This is a genomic window from Pseudoalteromonas sp. PS1M3 (genome assembly GCF_016865405.1).
GTDB lineage: Bacteria > Pseudomonadota > Gammaproteobacteria > Enterobacterales > Alteromonadaceae > Pseudoalteromonas > Pseudoalteromonas marina.
This window is the reverse complement of record NZ_AP022624.1, coordinates 3,308,646-3,326,819: the sequence shown is the minus strand read 5'-3', so window position 1 is coordinate 3,326,819 and position 18,174 is coordinate 3,308,646. Positions and strand designations below refer to the sequence as shown.

At 41.6% G+C, this 18,174-nt stretch carries 14 protein-coding genes; 6 read left to right on the top strand and 8 right to left on the bottom strand.

Features of this window, described 5'->3' with window-relative positions; translation table 11 throughout:
- Nucleotides 1–106 precede the first annotated feature (106 nt).
- The 4 genes from PS1M3_RS15505 to PS1M3_RS15490 all read left to right on the top strand — a co-directional run bounded on the left by PS1M3_RS15505 (nucleotide 107) and on the right by PS1M3_RS15490 (nucleotide 6,363).
- Complete coding sequence (locus PS1M3_RS15505; protein ID WP_006791306.1) at nucleotides 107–1,633, top strand: tryptophan halogenase family protein; 1,527 nt, start codon at nucleotides 107–109, stop codon at nucleotides 1,631–1,633.
- 12 nt (nucleotides 1,634–1,645) lie between these two features.
- Nucleotides 1,646–2,407, top strand: a complete 762-nt coding sequence (locus tag PS1M3_RS15500) for a SapC family protein (protein WP_203985371.1) — start codon at nucleotides 1,646–1,648, stop codon at nucleotides 2,405–2,407.
- Between the two features lie 51 nt (nucleotides 2,408–2,458).
- Entirely contained in the window at nucleotides 2,459–3,925 is a 1,467-nt protein-coding gene (locus tag PS1M3_RS15495; RefSeq protein ID WP_006791304.1) for an SLC5 family protein, read from the top strand.
- A 305-nt stretch (nucleotides 3,926–4,230) separates the two neighbouring features.
- On the top strand, nucleotides 4,231–6,363 hold the full coding sequence (locus tag PS1M3_RS15490; RefSeq protein ID WP_203985368.1) for an alpha-galactosidase: 2,133 nt from the start codon (nucleotides 4,231–4,233) through the stop codon (nucleotides 6,361–6,363).
- 63 nt (nucleotides 6,364–6,426) lie between these two features.
- Here the strand turns inward: PS1M3_RS15490 and PS1M3_RS15485 are convergent, their stop codons facing one another.
- Complete coding sequence (locus PS1M3_RS15485; RefSeq protein ID WP_006791302.1) at nucleotides 6,427–7,128, bottom strand: FadR/GntR family transcriptional regulator; 702 nt, start codon at nucleotides 7,126–7,128, stop codon at nucleotides 6,427–6,429.
- Between the two features lie 197 nt (nucleotides 7,129–7,325).
- Here PS1M3_RS15485 and PS1M3_RS15480 point away from each other — a divergent pair, with 197 nt between their 5' ends.
- Together PS1M3_RS15480 and PS1M3_RS15475 are read left to right on the top strand one after the other, a co-directional pair.
- The gene (locus tag PS1M3_RS15480; protein WP_008127054.1) at nucleotides 7,326–8,084 is read left to right on the top strand and encodes an SDR family NAD(P)-dependent oxidoreductase; all 759 of its coding nucleotides are present in this window, start codon (nucleotides 7,326–7,328) and stop codon (nucleotides 8,082–8,084) included.
- Between the two features lie 3 nt (nucleotides 8,085–8,087).
- Nucleotides 8,088–9,032 (top strand): 2-dehydro-3-deoxygalactonokinase, encoded by a 945-nt coding sequence (locus tag PS1M3_RS15475; RefSeq protein ID WP_203985366.1) that lies wholly within the window; start codon nucleotides 8,088–8,090, stop codon nucleotides 9,030–9,032.
- A 79-nt stretch (nucleotides 9,033–9,111) separates the two neighbouring features.
- On the opposite strand, the gene glpD is transcribed toward PS1M3_RS15475, so the two are convergent.
- From glpD to galE, 7 genes are all read right to left on the bottom strand, one after another.
- Nucleotides 9,112–10,599: a glycerol-3-phosphate dehydrogenase gene (glpD, locus tag PS1M3_RS15470; protein ID WP_203985364.1), complete on the bottom strand. Its 1,488-nt coding sequence runs from the start codon at nucleotides 10,597–10,599 to the stop codon at nucleotides 9,112–9,114.
- Between the two features lie 203 nt (nucleotides 10,600–10,802).
- Nucleotides 10,803–12,305, bottom strand: coding sequence for a glycerol kinase GlpK (gene glpK, locus PS1M3_RS15465; protein ID WP_203985357.1), 1,503 nt, complete (start codon nucleotides 12,303–12,305; stop codon nucleotides 10,803–10,805).
- A gap of 204 nt (nucleotides 12,306–12,509) precedes the next feature.
- Nucleotides 12,510–13,838 carry a dienelactone hydrolase family protein gene (locus tag PS1M3_RS15460; protein WP_138740554.1) on the bottom strand — a complete coding sequence of 443 codons (1,329 nt, stop codon included), beginning with the start codon at nucleotides 13,836–13,838 and terminating at the stop codon, nucleotides 12,510–12,512.
- A 27-nt stretch (nucleotides 13,839–13,865) separates the two neighbouring features.
- On the bottom strand, nucleotides 13,866–14,867 hold the full coding sequence (locus tag PS1M3_RS15455; protein ID WP_138740555.1) for a Gfo/Idh/MocA family protein: 1,002 nt from the start codon (nucleotides 14,865–14,867) through the stop codon (nucleotides 13,866–13,868).
- A gap of 14 nt (nucleotides 14,868–14,881) precedes the next feature.
- Complete coding sequence (gene galK / locus PS1M3_RS15450) at nucleotides 14,882–16,030, bottom strand: galactokinase (protein ID WP_006791295.1); 1,149 nt, start codon at nucleotides 16,028–16,030, stop codon at nucleotides 14,882–14,884.
- Nucleotides 16,020–17,084, bottom strand: a complete 1,065-nt coding sequence (locus PS1M3_RS15445) for a UDP-glucose--hexose-1-phosphate uridylyltransferase (RefSeq protein ID WP_058430005.1) — start codon at nucleotides 17,082–17,084, stop codon at nucleotides 16,020–16,022. The genes galK and PS1M3_RS15445 overlap by 11 nt, the downstream gene beginning before the upstream one ends.
- A 1-nt stretch (nucleotide 17,085) precedes the next feature.
- Nucleotides 17,086–18,099 carry a UDP-glucose 4-epimerase GalE gene (galE, locus tag PS1M3_RS15440; RefSeq protein ID WP_010557684.1) on the bottom strand — a complete coding sequence of 338 codons (1,014 nt, stop codon included), beginning with the start codon at nucleotides 18,097–18,099 and terminating at the stop codon, nucleotides 17,086–17,088.
- Between the last annotated feature and the right edge of the window lie 75 nt (nucleotides 18,100–18,174).

Genomic DNA, 18,174 nt, shown 5'->3' with positions numbered 1-18,174 from the left:
TATTAGATAACCACATTGATTAAAATGAGACCACGTTAAATACAAATGCCCTAACGGGCATTTGTTGTCTAAAACGTTATCAAAAATACTCAAAGAGTAGTCCATTATGAATAAAGCAGTAAAAACAGTAGCGGTAATTGGTGGTGGCACAGCCGGGTGGCTCAGTGCTGCACTTATTGCGTCGTATCATCAAAGCCAAAATGGAGACGGCTTAAAAGTAATGTTGGTGGAATCATCAGATATTCCAACCATTGGTGTCGGCGAGGGTACGTGGCCCACCATGAAAAACACACTTCAACAAATTGGTTTACGCGAAGTCGATGTATTTAAAACGTGTAACGCAACCTTTAAACAAGGTGGAAAATTTGTAAATTGGACGCATGGTAATAATGACTTTTACTATCACCCATTTACAGTGCCACTGGGTTATGGCCGCATTGATTTAGCGCCCTATTTAGATAATGTTGTTGACTATGCACAGCAAACTAATTTTCAACACGATATTTGTGAGGCTAGTTTAGCACCTCGTGGCATTGCGCAAGGTGAATATCAAGGTAATTGCAATTACGCCTACCATTTAGATGCGGGCGCCTTTGCTGAAATGCTTAAACAGCATAGTAAAAGCAAGTTAGGCGTTGAGCATGTTATTGGCACTGTCGATGAAGTAAAACTAGATAATGACGGGGCAATAGATACCCTGACCTTAAAAGATCAAACCCGCACTATAAACGCCGATTTATATGTCGATTGCACTGGCTTTTCTTCATTATTATTAGGTCAAGCGCTTAATATTCCATTTAAAAAAATGGACCATGTGTTATTTAACGACAGTGCACTTGCAATGCAAGTCCCTTACGCAGAGGGCGATGAGTCACTTGCGAGTCATACGATTGCCACTGCACAAAACGCAGGCTGGATTTGGGATATTGGTCTAACGCATCGACGAGGCGTAGGGCATGTATATTCAAGCAAGTTCTTATCAGACGATGAAGCCGAGCAAAACCTACGAAATTATTTAGGTGATGCTGCTGAAGGCCTAACCGCGCGTAAGATTAGTTTTGAATCAGGTTACCGAGAAAAGTTTTGGCATAAAAACTGTGTTGCTGTGGGTATGTCAGCTGGGTTTGTCGAGCCACTGGAAGCAACCGCTATTATGCTTGTTGAAATTTCATCACGCTTTGTTGCAGAACATATGCCAGCAGACACAAAAGTAATGCCGATTGTTGCTAAACGATTCAACGAACAAATGGATTATCGTTGGCAGCGTATTATCGACTTTTTAAAATTGCATTACATGCTGACCAAGCGTCCTGAGCCATATTGGCAGGCACATGTTGACCCAGACACTATACCGCAAAGTCTTAAAGATGATTTACTGTTATGGGAAAGCCGAGGCCCGCTTATCCAAGATTTTCATGGGGCGCTTGAGCTTTTTCCAGCAGCGAGCTACCAGTATGTTTTATACGGCATGGGCTTTAAGCCAGATTTTACCAAGCAAGCATATTTGTACTCACAAGATGCACAAGCTAAACAAATAATTGAACGTAACAGCCAGCTTACACAGCAGATGTTGCAAACTTTGCCGCCACACCGTGCTTACATAGAGCAGTGGTTAGCAGCTAACCCAGTTTAAGGATGTGTAATTATGGCCATTAGCGAGCTATTAAATACAAAGCACCAAGCAGTAAAAATTTGTCCAAACGCAGGGCTTGAATACGCTAAAACACAGCATTTAATTAATTTAAGAGCCAGTGAAGTAGCAAAAGCCGCCTGTGATTTACCTGTTTTTTTAGCGCGTAATACACAAAACGGTAGTTATACCATATCGGCTCTAACGAGCTTTAGCGCTCAGCAAAGTTTGTTAGTAAACAATGATCAATGGCTAGCACTTTATACGCCTGTATGTATGCAAACTCAGCCATTATATTTAATGACCCGAGAAGCAAACAGTAGCGAATACTTTGTTGCTATTGACGAGCAAAACATTGCGATCAGTACAGACTCCGGTGAAGCATTATTTGATGCAAAGGGTAACCCAAGTTTATACCTAAGCTCGCAGCAAAAGCTGTTAGAAAATGATTTAAAAAATGATTATTTAACTTATCAGTTTACTCAAGAGTTAGTGCGTTTAGGGCTAATAAAAGACATTAATATTGTTTTGCAGTTTAAACAGGGTGAAACCCAAACAATTCAGGGTTTAAGCACGATTGATGAAGACAAGTTACAAGCTCTAGATAGTACAACAATCGCACAGCTACAAAAACAAGGGTATTTAAGTGCTATTAACAGCATGCTTATTTCTTTGTTTCAATTAAATGCACTAGTTAAGCTACATAATCAGCGCGAAGATTTAATGGCGCTAGCACAAGTAAAATTAGAGCTTAGTCGCGACACACACGCGCTATAAAGTGCACATTTATATTATTAAGACATTGCGTATATCACGCAGGAGACACACATGTCAGACAACATTTTGCAGCTGGTGGTTTTTATATTTGTAACCGCCTTAATTGGCGGGCTTACCTATTGGAAGTGCCGTGGACAAAACAGAAATAATGGGGAAAGCCAAACTAAAGAATACTTTTTAGCAGGCGGCGGCTTAACGTGGATGTTTGTCGCAGGTTCAATCACCCTCACTAATTTAAGTACCGACCAACTTGTTGGAATGAATGGTAACCAAATGGCTTTATTGGTTTGGTGGGAATTAGCGGCCATTATTGGCCTGATTATTTTAGCTAAAGTATTTATCCCTGTTTATTACAAATATAACTGCACAACAACCACTGAGTTATTAGAAAAGCGCTACAACAATAAGCATATTCGCGCCGTTATTGGTGGCTTGTTCTTTTTAGGAAATGCATTAATTTATATGCCAGCGGTCATTTATTCCGGTGCGCTATTTATGCAAACCATGTTTAAAGTTGATATTCCATTAATGTATATAGCAACCGCTTTTGCCATTGTAGGCGCTATTTATGCCTTTTTTGGTGGGTTACGCGCAGTTGCGGTGTCAGATACATACAACGGGCTACTTGTGTTAGGTATGGCAATACTTGTCGTGTTCTTAGCGCTTAACGCAATTGATTACGACTTTAGCGGTATTCCACAGGAGCGGTTAACACTAATTGGCGGGCCTGATTCACCTATACCTTGGCCAACCTTATTAACAGGTATGTTATTTATTCAAATGTACTATTGGGGTACTAACCAAACTATTACACAACGTGCTATGGCGGCACCTAATGTTAAAGAAGCGCAAAAAGGTATATTTGCAGCAGCGGGTATTCGTTTTTTAATCGTACCAGCAATTGTTGTACTACCAGGTATTATTTCTTACAAGTTATATGGCGATATTGGTGATGCTGCATACGGCCGTATTGTTGGCGATGTAATGCCAGCATGGTTAACAGGTGTATTTGCGGCAGCAATGGCAGCGGCAGTACTTTCTACTTATAACAGCTTATTAAATTCTGCCACTGCACTTTATGTATGTGATATTCACGAAGCGTACTTTAATAAAGAGCCAAGTGTAGTAAAGCTAAGTGGCTATGTTACTTTATTACTTACCAGTTTAACGCTTGTGCTTGTGCCAATTTATCAGCAAGCCGACAGCATTATTAACTTACTACAACAGTTAAACGGCTTGTTAAGTATGCCTATATTCTCAATTTTTGTAGTGGGCTTATTATTTAAAAATGTGGATGCGCGCGCAGGTATCGCTGCGGTAATTTTAGGTGTTGTTATGTATGGCATGCTGACATTCGAAAATTCACCGCTGCATACAACCATTCATTACATTCACCTAATGCCAATTACACTTATTGTATGTGTAGCCTTTGCGTTAATAGTGAATAAAGTTGTGTTTGGGTTAACCGCACAATGGGCGGGTAAATCACCTGCAATTGATAACGCAGTTAAAGAATAAACGTTAACTAACCGACGTTAATACAATCGGCCAAAGTATAGCTTTGGCCGATTTTTTATTTTAAACAATGTGATTACCACTATAGTTAATCATTAAGTGAAACCTAAGTGGTATATCCAGTGGTTTTATCTCAGTATTTGCGATAGAAAAACTATTAAAACTCAATTTATATGATATATACTATTATTGATGGTCGCTGTCTGATAGATTGTGCCTGAACACTTTAGAGATCGCGTTAACGCCTATCGCTAACATCATCTCGGTATATTAATCACTCACACAATGAATAAGAGGATAGGAAAATCATGGCCAACACTAAATCATTTTATCGATTAGACAGTGTAAACAGCACCGTTATTTTCAACTGTCAAAGTAAAACACCTGCGTTACTTTATTTTGGGAAACGCCTATCAGAGCAAACAACTGAGCTAATGCTTACTCAGCTTGCTACTCGTCAAGAAGTAAAATGTGCCGTAGTTGAAGAAGCACCTATTTCTCTTTCTCCATTATTAGGTGAGGGCTTTACAGGTGCACCTGGGCTTGAGCTTATAAATGACTCTATTGCTTGGTCTGTAGGACCAAAGTTAAAAGAGGTTCGTCAGCCATCATCATCAACGCTTGAGTTTGTAAGTGAAGATACATTACGCGGAATTGAAGTCGTTCATAGTATTACGCTTGATAACAACACTAATGTGTTAAGCGCGCATACGGTATTAACTAATTTAAGTGATTCACCACTCAGCGTTAATTTTTGTGCAGCACCCACATTCCAGCTACCCGATAGCGTGAACAAAATTATAAGTTTTGAAGGGCGGTGGTCAAACGAGTTTCAACGTCAATCTGTCGACTTAGTACTAGGCAGCTTTGTACGTGAAAACCGTAAAGGTAAAACATCGCACGACGTATTCCCTGGTTTATTAGTTCATAGCGAAGGCGCAGGCGAGCAACAAGGCGAGTGCTATGGCTTTCATTTAGGCTGGAGTGGTAACAACAAGCTACGCGCTGAGCTACTACCAGAAGGGCGCCGTTATGTGCAAATGGGTGAGTTATTATTACCGGGCGAGCTAACACTTGCTAAAGGGCAAACGTATCAAAGTCCACGTATTTATGGCTCGTTTTCGAGCGACGGCTTTAGCGCGCTTTCGCGTAATTTTCATCAGTTTGTTAAGGCTAATTTACTTAGCCAAGCACAGCGCGAAAAAACACGCCCGGTGCATTACAACACGTGGGAAGGTATTTATTTTGACCACGATGTAGATACGCTTAAGCAGTTAGCCGATAAAGTAGCACCATTAGGTATTGAGCGTTTTGTTCTGGACGATGGTTGGTTTAAAGGTCGCCGCGGTGATTTTGCAGGCTTAGGTGATTGGACAGTTGATTACGAAATTTACCCAGATGGTTTATCGCCAGTCATCGATCATGTAAATAGCTTAGGTATGGAATTTGGTATTTGGTTTGAACCAGAAATGGTTAACCCAGATAGCGACTTATACCGCGCTCACCCTGATTGGGTCTTAGGCTCAGAAAATAACGAGCAACTGAGCTTTAGAAACCAACTTGTGCTTGATTTAACGCGCACTGAGGTGGTTGAATATTTATACAAAGCCATTGACGATATTTTGGTTGAATACCCAACTATTAAGTATATTAAATGGGATATGAACCGCGATATTAACCATGCGGGTAATTTTGATGGTAAGCCTGCGGTACATCAGCAAACACTGGCGCTGTATCGCTTAATCGATCGCATTAAAGCGGCGCATCCAGGCCTTGAAATAGAAAGCTGTTCGTCAGGTGGTGCACGTGTAGATTATGGTGTGCTTGCACACACAGACCGTGTATGGACGTCAGATTCTAACGATGCGCTTGACCGTCTTGAAATTCAACGTGGTTGTTCGTTCTTCTTCCCATCGTCGGTTATGGGTGCACACGTAGGCCCACGTGATTGTCATATTACAGGGCGTAATGTGAGCATTGAAATGCGTGCTGCGGTATCCATGTTTGGCCACATGGGAATTGAAATGGACCCACGTGAGCTGACCGATCACGAATACAATGCGCTTAAAGCGGCTATTGCGCTGCACAAAGAGCACCGTGAATTTATTCATGCTGCCGATTTGTACCGCCTCGATAGCGACGATTTATCAATTAACTTTGGTTTAATCGATGAGCAAAAATCAAAAGCGTTATTTGCGTATAACAGCGTGCGCGAAACACCGCGTACTGCGCCTAATAAGCTTCGTTTTGTTGGTTTGGATGCAGATACACAGTACACACTTAATTTAGTGTGGCCTGTTAAGTTTGAAGAATACCGCCCTTCGTCTATTGCCGCCGTCAACGGGCAAACCTTTTCGGGTGAAGCGTTAATGGAATTTGGCCTACAAATGCCAATTTCATTTCCGCAAACATCACTTATTTTTGAGCTTAATAAAGCTTAAAATATAATACGCAGTAAAAAGGGAGCTAAGTAGCTCCCTTTTTTAATGGTATTTTTTTAGTCATCAATCGAGTTTAGATTCGATGAGCTCTAGCGCTTCTTCTAAAATTGTTTCGACCGCTTTTTTAGCGCGCTCGGGATTCCCAGATTTAATTGTGTCTAAAATATCAGCGTGTTTAGTTACGTCAGCGCCTGGTACACCTTTAATATGGTTAGTGTAACGAATACTTACTCTGAGAGCAGTACTAATAAATTCAGTCAGCTGTACAAAAAATCGGTTGTTACTGGCTACTAAAATGCTGGTATGGAAGGCGATGTCGGCTTCTAACGGGTCGTCTAACCCTTCATCGGCATCAGCCATGCGCGCAAGTGCGTTATCAATTTCTGCAAGCTGCTCTGGCGTAGCGCTTATTGCGGCTAACGCGGCTGCTTGTGGTTCAAGTGCAACACGTACTTGGGTAAATTCTTTTAATAATGATAGTGACGGTTTGCTGCTTAAAATCCAACGAAGCACGTCGGTATCAAACATATTCCAACTGCTTTCTGGTAATACACGAATACCTTGCTTTGGGCGCGATGAGATAAGCCCTTTAGCAGAGAGCATTTTTACTGCCTCGCGCGTTGCACTGCGGCTTACATCGTACTTAACGCATAAATCAGCTTCCGATGGTAACCCTTCGCTTACAGGATACACGCCCCGCACTATTGCAAACCCTAAATCATGGGTTAGTTGGTGAGTTAAGTTTTGGCGAGGTTGAGTTTTCATCGTGCGAATTTCCGAGTTCATTATTGCTTAATTATATATCATATATCATATTAATGTACGTAAGGATATGTTATAAACTTTTAAATCGCTAATTATTTTAACACAGCAATAACAACTTGGTTTGGCTCTTTTTCTCTAAGTAATCGTTTTTAAAGGGTTTAAGTTGAACTGAAAACATGCTGCAAGGAAATTTAATTTTGAACACTCAAGCTCAATATCACAGTCTTTCTGGCAAGGTTATTTTTATCACTGGTGGTGCGTCAGGCATTGGCAGAGCCATGGTTGAGTCGTTTGTTAAACAGCAAGCCAAAGTAGCATTTATTGATATAGATGATGAAGCCGCGCAAGCGCTCATTAGCGATTTACCCGATGCTAATTTATGGTACAGGCAAGTTGATGTCACTGATTCGAACGCTTTGCAAAAGTCACTGGTTGATGCGTGTGCTGCCCTTGGTAGCGTAAATGTGCTTGTAAATAATGTGGCAAACGACCGTCGTCAAGCCAGTGAAGACGTGACGGTTAAAGACTGGGACCAGTGTTTACAAATTAATTTAAATCCTGCTTTTTTTGCCTCTCAAGTGGCTATGTCGTTTATGCAGCAAGAAGGTGCTGGCAGTATTATTAATTTTAGCTCTATTAATGCCATTATGGGCCAACCACAAATGGCAGGTTATGTAACCGCCAAAGCGGGTTTAATAGGTATGACCAAAGCACTCGCTCGTGATTATGGTGAATTTGGTATTCGCGTTAATGCCATATTACCAGGCTGGGTTGCAACCGAGCGTCAATTAGCAAGCTGGTTCACCGAAGAAGAACAAGTAAAATGGATGGAAGCTATGGCGCTTAAAAAATTAGTAACGCCAGACGACGTCGCTAATTTAGCGCTTTTCTTAGCCGCCGATGAAAGCAGTATGATCACCGGGCAAGGCATTAAAATTGACGGTGGGAGACTTTAAAGTTTGACTACTTCAACTTTGTTTATAGCCGTTGACTGGGGCACAAGTCATTTACGTGCTTACTTGTGTAAAGTAGGTGAGGGCAGTGAGTTAACGTTAATTGAACAACGTGACGGGCCTGGCGTTGTAAAAGTTAATCAACACTTTCAACAAACACTGATTCACGCAATTACACCTTGGACAGCGCAATATGGTGTACTACCTATTTATATTGCAGGCCAAATTACATCAACGATTGGCTGGCATGAAACCCCTTATTTAGAGTGCCCAATTAACCCTGAAGGCTTGCTTGATGCTGCTGTTAGCTTTGAATGTGAAGGGCACACTATTAATGCTTTACCAGGCACAAAATGCACGTTACAAAACACGCTAATTGATGTCATGCGAGGTGAAGAATTACAAATACTGGGTTTTTTAAAACAAAACGAGCAGTATCAAACGGGTAAAGTTTTACTGTGTTTACCTGGCACACATACCAAGTGGGTACTTATTAATAATGGTAAAATAATATGTTTTAAAACCGCTATGACCGGCGAGTTATACGACCTGTTATGTCATCAAAGCGTGTTAATTCCTGATGATTGCGCTGAAGGTGAATTTGATTGGCAAGCGTTTGAACAAGGCTGCGATTTAACATTGGGCAGTGATAGCGGTAACTTAGCGCATGGTATTTTTAGTGTAAGAACACGCCAATTGTCCAAAGAACTAACCCCTGTTCAAGCTAAAGCATACCTATCGGGCGTGCTAATAGGCAGTGATGTACGTGCAGCACGCTATGCAAGTGAATGGCAGCTACTCAGCAACACGCAGGTTGTGGTTATTGGTACTAAGCAACTTAACACGTGTTTTACCAAGGCGCTTACAAAAATAGGGGTACAGTGCAGTGAGTTTGATATTAAATCGGCAACGCTTAGTGGGTTTAACTATTTATACCAGTCGGCTGAATAGCTAATAATAAAAACCCCTTTATAGCTTGTTAACCATAAAGGGGAAAACGGGAAATAGTGATAATGAAACAGCTTATTAATCAGCGTGTTTCAATATAATTATTTAAAACTGTAATCTGCTCATCGCTAAAACGTAAACCCAGTTTACTGCGACGCCATAAAATGTTGTAAGCATTACCAGCCCATTCTTGATTAAGTAAATAATCAACTTCGGCAGCAAATAACCCATGGCCAAAGTCATGTCCTAAATCACTGAGTTGTGTGGCATTACCTAAAATAATTTTTGTACGTGTGCCATACGTACGCACAAAACGCTTCAACGTCACTTCTGGTAGCCAGTTGTATAAAGATTTAAGCTCTTGAGTCAGTGCTTCAACATTATCAAAGTCGCCACCAGGTAATGCACTGTGTTTAGTCCATGCTTTACCCATTTGCGGATAAAAGTCTTCTAACTTATCAACAGCGGCTTCTGCCAGTTTACGGTAAGTGGTAATTTTTCCACCAAATACGCTTAATAATGGAGTGTGTTTACTCTCACTTGAAAGCTCTAGCTTGTAGTCACGTGTTACGGCTTGCGCACTAATAGATTCGTCATCTAATAGCGGGCGTACACCTGAAAAAGTATGAACTATGTCTTCGCGTTTAATGTGGTTTTTAAAGTAGCTGTTAGTAATATCGATTAAGTAATCGATTTCTTCATCACTAATTTTAACATCTTGTGCTGCGCCGTTATGCTCTACATCGGTTGTGCCAACTAACGAATAGTCATCTTCAAATGGAATAACAAATACAATTCTTTGATCTTTATTTTGTAAAATATAGGCTTCTTTTTCATCGTGAATGCGAGGCACTACAATGTGGCTGCCTTTTACAAGGCGAATATTTTGTGGTGATTTTTCAATTAGCGCTTCATCAAATAATTTTGCAACCCACGGACCTGCTGCATTAACAATGCCTTTAGCCGATACAGTGTATTTACTTTTAGTATTTTGTTGCTCAAGCGTTACCTGCCATTTATTTTGCTCACGTTTAGCGTTTACACATTTGGTTTGTGTAGCAATGGTAGCGCCTTTTTCTTGTGCAGAAAGGGCATTTAAAATAACTAAACGAGAGTCATCAACCCATCCATCTGAGTATTCAAAACCTTTTACAATAGATGGCTCTAGCACGCTATTTTCGCCAAATTTAATACCTCGAGAACCAGCCAGTGTTTCGCGCTTGGCTAGGTTGTCGTACATAAACAAGCCAATGCGGATCATCCATGCAGGGCGTAAATGCGACTGATGCGGTAATCTAAAAGTAAGTGGCCACATAATATGAGGGGCATTTTTAAGCAGCACTTCTCGTTCAGCTAAAGCTTCTTTTACTAATCTAAATTCATAATGCTCAAGGTAACGTAAACCACCGTGGATTAACTTAGAACTATTTGATGATGTCGCACAAGCAAGGTCCGATTGTTCACACAAAAGTACTTTTAAACCTCTGCCAGCTGCATCAGCTGCTATTCCAGTGCCGTTTACACCACCACCGACGACGAGTAGGTCGTATTCGTTATCTGCTAATTCCACTGTGAGCTAACCTTTTTATTTGTAATATAAATAAGACATATTCCATCATAAAGCGACCGTTAGTGTTTGACAATAGCTAACCGTGCTTTTTGATTTTAAATTTTTTAGCCTGATCTTTTTAAAATCAAACTGCGTAAAACGCGCTTTTAAATAGCGTTTGAGCTGGTTTAGAAGCCGCTAAATCTCATTAGCGGCTGCATACATTATTGTTGTTGGCAATCGTCGCTAGATAGTCGAACTTGCGCTACACAGTGCTGCCATTTTGCGTATAAATCATTACGTTCATCAGCACTCATTGTTGGCTCAAAACGACGGTCACAGGTCCACATTTTAGCGAGTTGCTCAGTTGACTCGTAAATACCTGCTTGCAAGCCGGCTAAATAAGCAACGCCTAACGAGGTGGTTTCGGTGACTGTTGGGCGCTCTACGGTTGCACCTAAAATGTTAGATAAAAAGGTCAGTACCCAGTTATTTTTAACCATTCCGCCATCTACGCGTAGTACACTTGGGCGAAGTCCATCACGTTCCATTGCTTTTTGTAAATCTTTGGTTTGATAACCCACCGATTGCAAAGCTGCGGCAACAATAGTGCTGATGCCAGAGTCGCGTGTTAAGCCTAAAATTGCACCACGTGCGTTAGGGTCCCAATAGGGGGCGCCTAAACCTGTAAAAGAAGGTACTAAAAATACCCCATGATCAAGTGGTACATCTTTCACTAGTGATTCACTTTCGCCTGCATGACTCAACAGTTTTAAGCCTTCAACAATCCACTGCATAGTGGCACCCGCCATAAAAATGCTGCCTTCAATGGCGTAAGTGGGTTTGCCATTTAATCTATAAGCAACCGTAGTCAGTAAGCGGTTCTCAGATGTAAGGGCTTTTTCGCCCGTATTCAGCATTAAAAAACAGCCCGTACCATAGGTGCTTTTAGCCATACCTTGTTCAAAGCAAGCATGACCAACAAGCGCAGCTTGCTGATCGCCTGCAATACCACATACGCGTATTGGCGCGCCAAAAATATCTTCACTGGTTGAGCCAAACTCGTCTGCTGAATCCATTACTTGTGGAAGCATCGATTCAGGAATACCAAATAAGTCGAGTAACTCTTGATCCCATTGCTGTGTATGAATATTAAATAACATGGTGCGCGAGGCATTAGTGGCATCGGTGCGATGCTCTTGTCCACCTGTTAGGTGCCATAATAAATAAGTATCAACGGTACCAAAGGCCAGTTCGCCAGCATCGGCTTGTTCACTTGCGCCCTCTACGTTGTCTAAAATCCAGCGTACTTTAGTGGCAGAAAAATAAGGGTCGAGCAATAAGCCTGTTTTGTCGCTAATAGTTTGGCAAAGTTCGTCAGTGCTTAGGCTTTCGCAATAATCACTGGTACGGCGGTCTTGCCAAACAATGGCGTTATACACTGGCTTACCGGTTTTTTTGTTCCATACCAAGGTCGTTTCACGTTGGTTGGTGATACCAATAGCAATAATTTCATCAGGCTTTACGTCGTTTTCAGATAACACTTCACGGCTTGTGCTAAGCACGGTTTGCCAAATATCGTTTGGGTCATGTTCAACCCAACCATTTTTTGGAAAATGCTGTGAAAATTCTTGTTGTGCTGACCCAAAAACGTCTGCATCTTTTGTAAACAAGATGGCCCGAGAGCTTGTGGTTCCTTGATCAATTGAGAGTATGTATTTTGACATGATATTTGTGTTATTTATCTTATCTTATATATGACTAGATTGCCTTTAACAAAGGTTAATGGCAATGGTTTTTTCTTAAAATAGCCGATTAAAAAACAAACATTTTTATATTGTGTGTTAACTCATTTATATAAAAGGTTTTTATTTCAGTCTGGTTTTAAGGCGAAGGCGGCTATCAAGTTTTATAGCCGCTTAAATTAAGTATTACTTACTACGAGGTTTACTTTGTTGCCAATCCATACCTGATGAGAAGCGGTTATCAAAGCCATACCATTGTGGTAGTGGCTTACCATCAACAATGGCTTGGTCGCCATTTTGAGGTAAATCTAAGTACTTACACTGGCTGCTTATGTCTTTTACATGGCAATCCATCATGGCAAGTACAAAGTGTTTATTTATTTCGTTAATGGTGCGCAATGACCACGATGGCTCGTAGTAATGACCTAAATCTAATTCACTACTGCTTTGGGCAATCGCAGGGGCTGGGTGCGGTGCAATATTATGGCGGGCATTTTTATAAGTAAGCATGTACTTGTCGGCACTGCCAGTTTGGTTGTAAAGATTTTTAATGCCTTCAAAACCAGAAATATCATCTAAGTCACCTGCAATATAAAGTGAAGGCACTTTAATGTTTTTCATTGCTTTAGCGTCAAATAAGTTATGCTGTCCACCCCAAGGTGCGATAGCCACCATTGTTTTTATACGAGGGTCTACTTGCGGGTTTTGATATTGCCCGCCTGCACAGCTATTAAGTAGTTGCTGTACTTGTTTAATTTGAGCAGGGTCAGTCATTCCCGTAAACATGGCTGTAGTTTGCTCGTTAAAGGCATAACAACCACCAATTGTATTAACCGCACCAAATCCACCCATAGAGTAGCCAATAACACCTGCGCTAGTTTGATCTACTTGCTCGCTTGCAAAGTTGCTTTGTTCGTTAAAATAATTAATCACAAATTGCTGATCGCGTGAGCGATTAATCAAGGTGCTAAAAAAGCCCGCAAAGGGCGCGTTTTTAAAATCTACATGGGCGTTTGTGGAGTCTGTATGATCAAGCGCAACAACTATGTAGCCATGCGAGGCTAAGTGCTCGCCAAGGTAGTACATAATTGTGCGGTAGCCGGTATAACCGTGCGAAAGTACTACAACTGGGTAGTTATCGGCGTTACTTATATCAACATCTCGCTGTGCATCGGCCTGTAAGGTAAATTGTTTGCCTGAGCGTGTTATGTCTGTGTAGCTGGTTAGTGGTTTGTTTGCTTTACTATCTGCTGGATACCACACTTCAACTTTTAAAGGGCGATCTTTTTGGCTTTGCGTTGTGGGATCAAACTGCGCCGGATTAACTAAGTCTAGGGTTTTTACACCTACTTTATAGGTGCCTTTAGCTGCTAATTCAGGGAGAACTTCGCTGGTTATTGGCGGATAAAGTTGCTCAGGCTTATTTGATTCGGCAATTACCGTACCGGTAGTTAAACTGGCCGTGGCTAATAACATTGCCTTTGAAAGCGTTTTTAAACCATGTGTTGTAGTCATTGTGTATCCTTGTTGCGTGTATTTTTATTAATTTATGTCATGAGATTCGACAGTCGCGCTATATTCAATCTGCCATTGGGCTCTTAGGGTATCCATCATCGCCATAACCCGTAAGCTAGTGCTTAGTGGTAATACAGAGCTTTGTATTTGTTTATTTAATATGCACTCAGTAACGTGATCAATTTCAAATTTAAAGTTTTCATCATCACTAAATGGGTAGTCAAAATGTTGAATAGCTTGCCCATTAATATGAAGCTCAAGACCTTTTGCACCTACAAACCAAGGTATGCGTATAAAGCCATGTTCACCGGTAATACATGCTTCGGTTGGACCGTTTTGCTCAAGTGCGCTGCTAAGTTGTGCGAACTGACCATTACCATAATCGAGCATGGTAATATTTCGCGCATCTACACCTGTATCTGCCTTATGCACAAATGAGCTGATTTTTTCAGGGGCTTTATTAAAAACCACATCAGCAATCGATAGCGGGTAAATCCCTAAATCAAGCAAAGCGCCACCGGCTGTATTTGGGTTCATTAAGCGGTGGGTGTTGGCAAAGGTGCCGGGTAAACTAAAGTTGGCCTGCACGGTATGTACTTTGCCAATAACTGCTTGGCTTAGTAGCTTCTCTAATTTTATAATGGCGGGTAAAAAGCGCATCCACACTCCTTCCATTAAAAAACAATTTTTTTGCTCTGCCAGTGCGGTTAAGTTTTTTAATTGCTGTGCATTAACGGTAATAGGTTTTTCACTTAGTACGTGCTTATTATGCATCAAGCATTGGGCGATGCTTTGAAAGTGTTGGTCGTGAGTGTTTGCAATGTAAATAGCATCAATGTTTGGGCATTGCATAAGGGCTTGGTAGCTCTCATAGCCTTTAATTGAATAATGTGTGGCAAACTCGTTTGCGCGCTGCTCACTAGTTGAGGCTGCGCCAATAAGCTGAGCATCAGCGCAATGCGCAATGCTTTTAGCAAAGGTGTGAGCAATATTGCCACACCCAATAATACCCCAGTTAACCTTTGCCATATTGATACCTACTTTTAAAAAGACGTTATTTGTAACCCTGAACCTGCTGAGCACACATAAATATCTGCGTATAAGTTAAAGCGTTCAAAGTAATGTTTTTCAACGGCGGCTTTAATTAGCGGTACTTCTGCATCGCGGCATAAACACACTATTGCTCCCCCAAAACCACCACCGGTCATGCGCACTGCGCCACGCTCACCCATCGCTTCTTTACATATTTCTACTAAGCCATCCGTTGCGGGTACCGTTACTTCAAAGTCGTGTTTAAGTGATTGGTGCGATGCAGCCATCAATTCACGAAGTTGCTCCATATCATTGGCTTGCAATGCTGTAGTTGCGGCGATAACGCGGTCGTTTTCGCTAATTACATGGTGCGCACGTTTGTACTCGTTATTGCTAAGTTGTGCTTTAACAGCATCTAGCTTAGCCATAGTTGCTTGGCGAAGTGTTTTAACTCCCATTTTTTCAGCAGCTTGTTCGCAATCAATACGGCGTTGATTGTATTCGCTGTCTACTAATTTACGTGGGTAGTTAGAGTTTACAATAACAATGTTTAAGTCATCAGGCACTTTCACAGACTTAGTTGCCAAATTTTCGCAATCTATTAGTAATGCGTGGCCGTTTTCGCCTTTTGCCGAAATGAGCTGATCCATAATGCCACACTGGCAATGCATAAAGTCGTTTTCAGCTTCTTGCCCTAGTAGTGCAATTTTTTCTTCGCTTAAACCAAGCTGTGCAATATGGTTAAACATACCACCCACAGCCACTTCTAATGCTGCCGATGATGATAAACCACTACCTTGCGGTAAGTTACTATCAATAAGTAAATCAGCACCGCGTAAGGTGTGGCCTGCGCGTTTTAATACGAATGCAACGGCGCGAATATAATTTCCCCATTGCGATTGACCTTCGCTAATCGGTTCGTCAACGTTAAAGCTGTCTTGCTCGCCTGGGTAATTGAGTGACTGCACGGTAATTGTATTATCGTCGCGCTCTTTAAACATCACTTGGGTACGAAATTCTAATGAGCACGGAAATACAAAGCCGTCGTTGTAGTCAGTAAACTCACCGATTAGGTTTACACGTCCTGGTGCAGCTGCAATACCCTGAGCAGGGGCACCGTACAGTGATAAAAAGTGGTGTTGAAATTCATTAAGCTTCATCTGTGTGTCCTGCTGTATTTTTATAGTGTGTAGTGCTTGCTGCTTTTAAAATAGACGCGGCTGTTTCTGCGCTTAAATCGCGCTGACTTTCGCCTAACATTTCGTAGCCAACCATGTGTTTTTTAACGGTGGCAGAGCGAAGTAGTGGCGGGTAAAAGTGTGCATGTAAGCGCCAGTGTTGCTCATCAGAGCCACGATTTGCTGGAGCATTATGCCACCCCATAGAGTAAGGGAAGCTGCAGTTAAATACGTTGTCGTATTTAGTGGTTAATACTTTTAATGCCTGAGCGAGTGAATCGGTTTGTACATCACTAAGCTGACTAAAGTTTTGAATGTTGTCTTTAGTTACTAGTAAGGTTTCAAATGGCCATGCTGCCCAAAAAGGCACCACAACAAGCCAGTGTTCATTCTCAAATACGACACGGGTTTTATCGACTTGTTCTTTTTTTACATAGTCGGCAAGCATAGCAGTGCCGTGTTTATCAAAATAAGCACGCTGCTGAGTATCTTCGGCTTCTATTTCGGTAGATAGGTGCGAATGCGCCCATACTTGGCCATGCGGATGGGGCTGCGAGCACCCCATGATCTCGCCTTTATTTTCAAATACCTGAACACACTCGTATTGCTGTGCAAGCTCGGTATAGTTGTCTTTCCACGTTTTTACTACGGCATGCAGGGCATCGTGCTCAAGCTCTGGTAATGTTTTGTTATGTTCTGGCGAAAAACAAATTACGCGGCATTCGCCGCTTGCTTCATCAGCAATAAATAAATCGCTATCTGACTCTACGCTTTGTGATTGTTCGCTGGCATTGGGCGTTAGTGCGCCAAAGTCATTTTTAAAAACATGGGTGTATTTGTAGTCTGGGTTGCTGTCGCCATTTGCTCGTGTATTGCTTGGGCAAAGCGGGCAGCTTTCGTCATGCTTTGGCAATACTGTTTCGTTAACGGCTTCGGTTGCGCCTAACCATGGGCGGTTATTACGATGCGGTGAAACTAATACCCAGCGCCCCGTTAGCGGGTTTTTACGTCTGTGAGTACTTTCTAATAAAGCCATATCAACTCTCCAACCCACTTGGGTAATTAGTTTGCCAGCGCCATGTATCGTTGGTCATGTCGCTCAGTGTTAGTTCTGCGTGCCAGTTAAGGGTGTTTTGCGCTTTTGTGGCATCAGCGTAATTGCAGGCAATATCGCCTGCACGGCGCGGTGCACTTTTATACGGAATAGCTTTACCTGCTGATGCGCTAAATGCGTTGATCATATCAAGCACTGAATAACCTTGGCCTGTGCCTAAGTTGTATGCATGAAAGGCGGTATCTGATTTATGTTGCATAAATGCCGCTACATGGCCTTTAGCTAAATCTAAAACGTGAATGTAATCGCGCACGCCAGTACCATCTTCGGTATCGTAGTCGTCACCAAAAATATTAACTACCTCACGTTTACCTACCGCAGTTTGAGCAATAAATGGCATTAAATTATTTGGAATACCATTTGGGCTTTCGCCCAATAAACCACTTGGATGTGCGCCTACTGGGTTAAAGTAACGCAGTGCTATGCCCATAAAGTTGCTGTTGGCATTACATACATCTTGCATGGCTTGTTCTACCATGACTTTAGTCCAACCATAAGGATTGGTTGCGCGTATTGGGTGCTTTTCATCAATAGGCAGGTAGTCTGGCTCGCCATAAACAGTGGCCGATGAGCTGAAAATTATATGATTAACACCTTCATCTTGCATGTTTTGTAGCATGCTTAATGTGCCCGATACATTGTTTTGGTAGTAACGTAGTGGTTGCTCGGTCGATTCACCTACCGCTTTTAACGCTGCAAAATGAAATACAGCCTCAGCCTGAGTGTGCTTAAGCGCAAGTTTAAACTGCTGCTCGTTTTGAATATCGCCTAAAATAAATTCAAAACGTGTACCTGTAATTTTTTCGAGTTGATCAAGTACACGAGGGCTCGCATTAGATAAGTTATCGTAAATTACAGGTGTAATGCCTGCTTCATGTAATGCAATACATGTGTGGCTACCTATGTAACCCATGCCGCCAGTCACTAAAACTTTCATGTGTTTTCTCGAAAATATATTTATATGATAAATACTACTATTAAGGAAGTTTAAAAACAATAGTTATGAATTGTT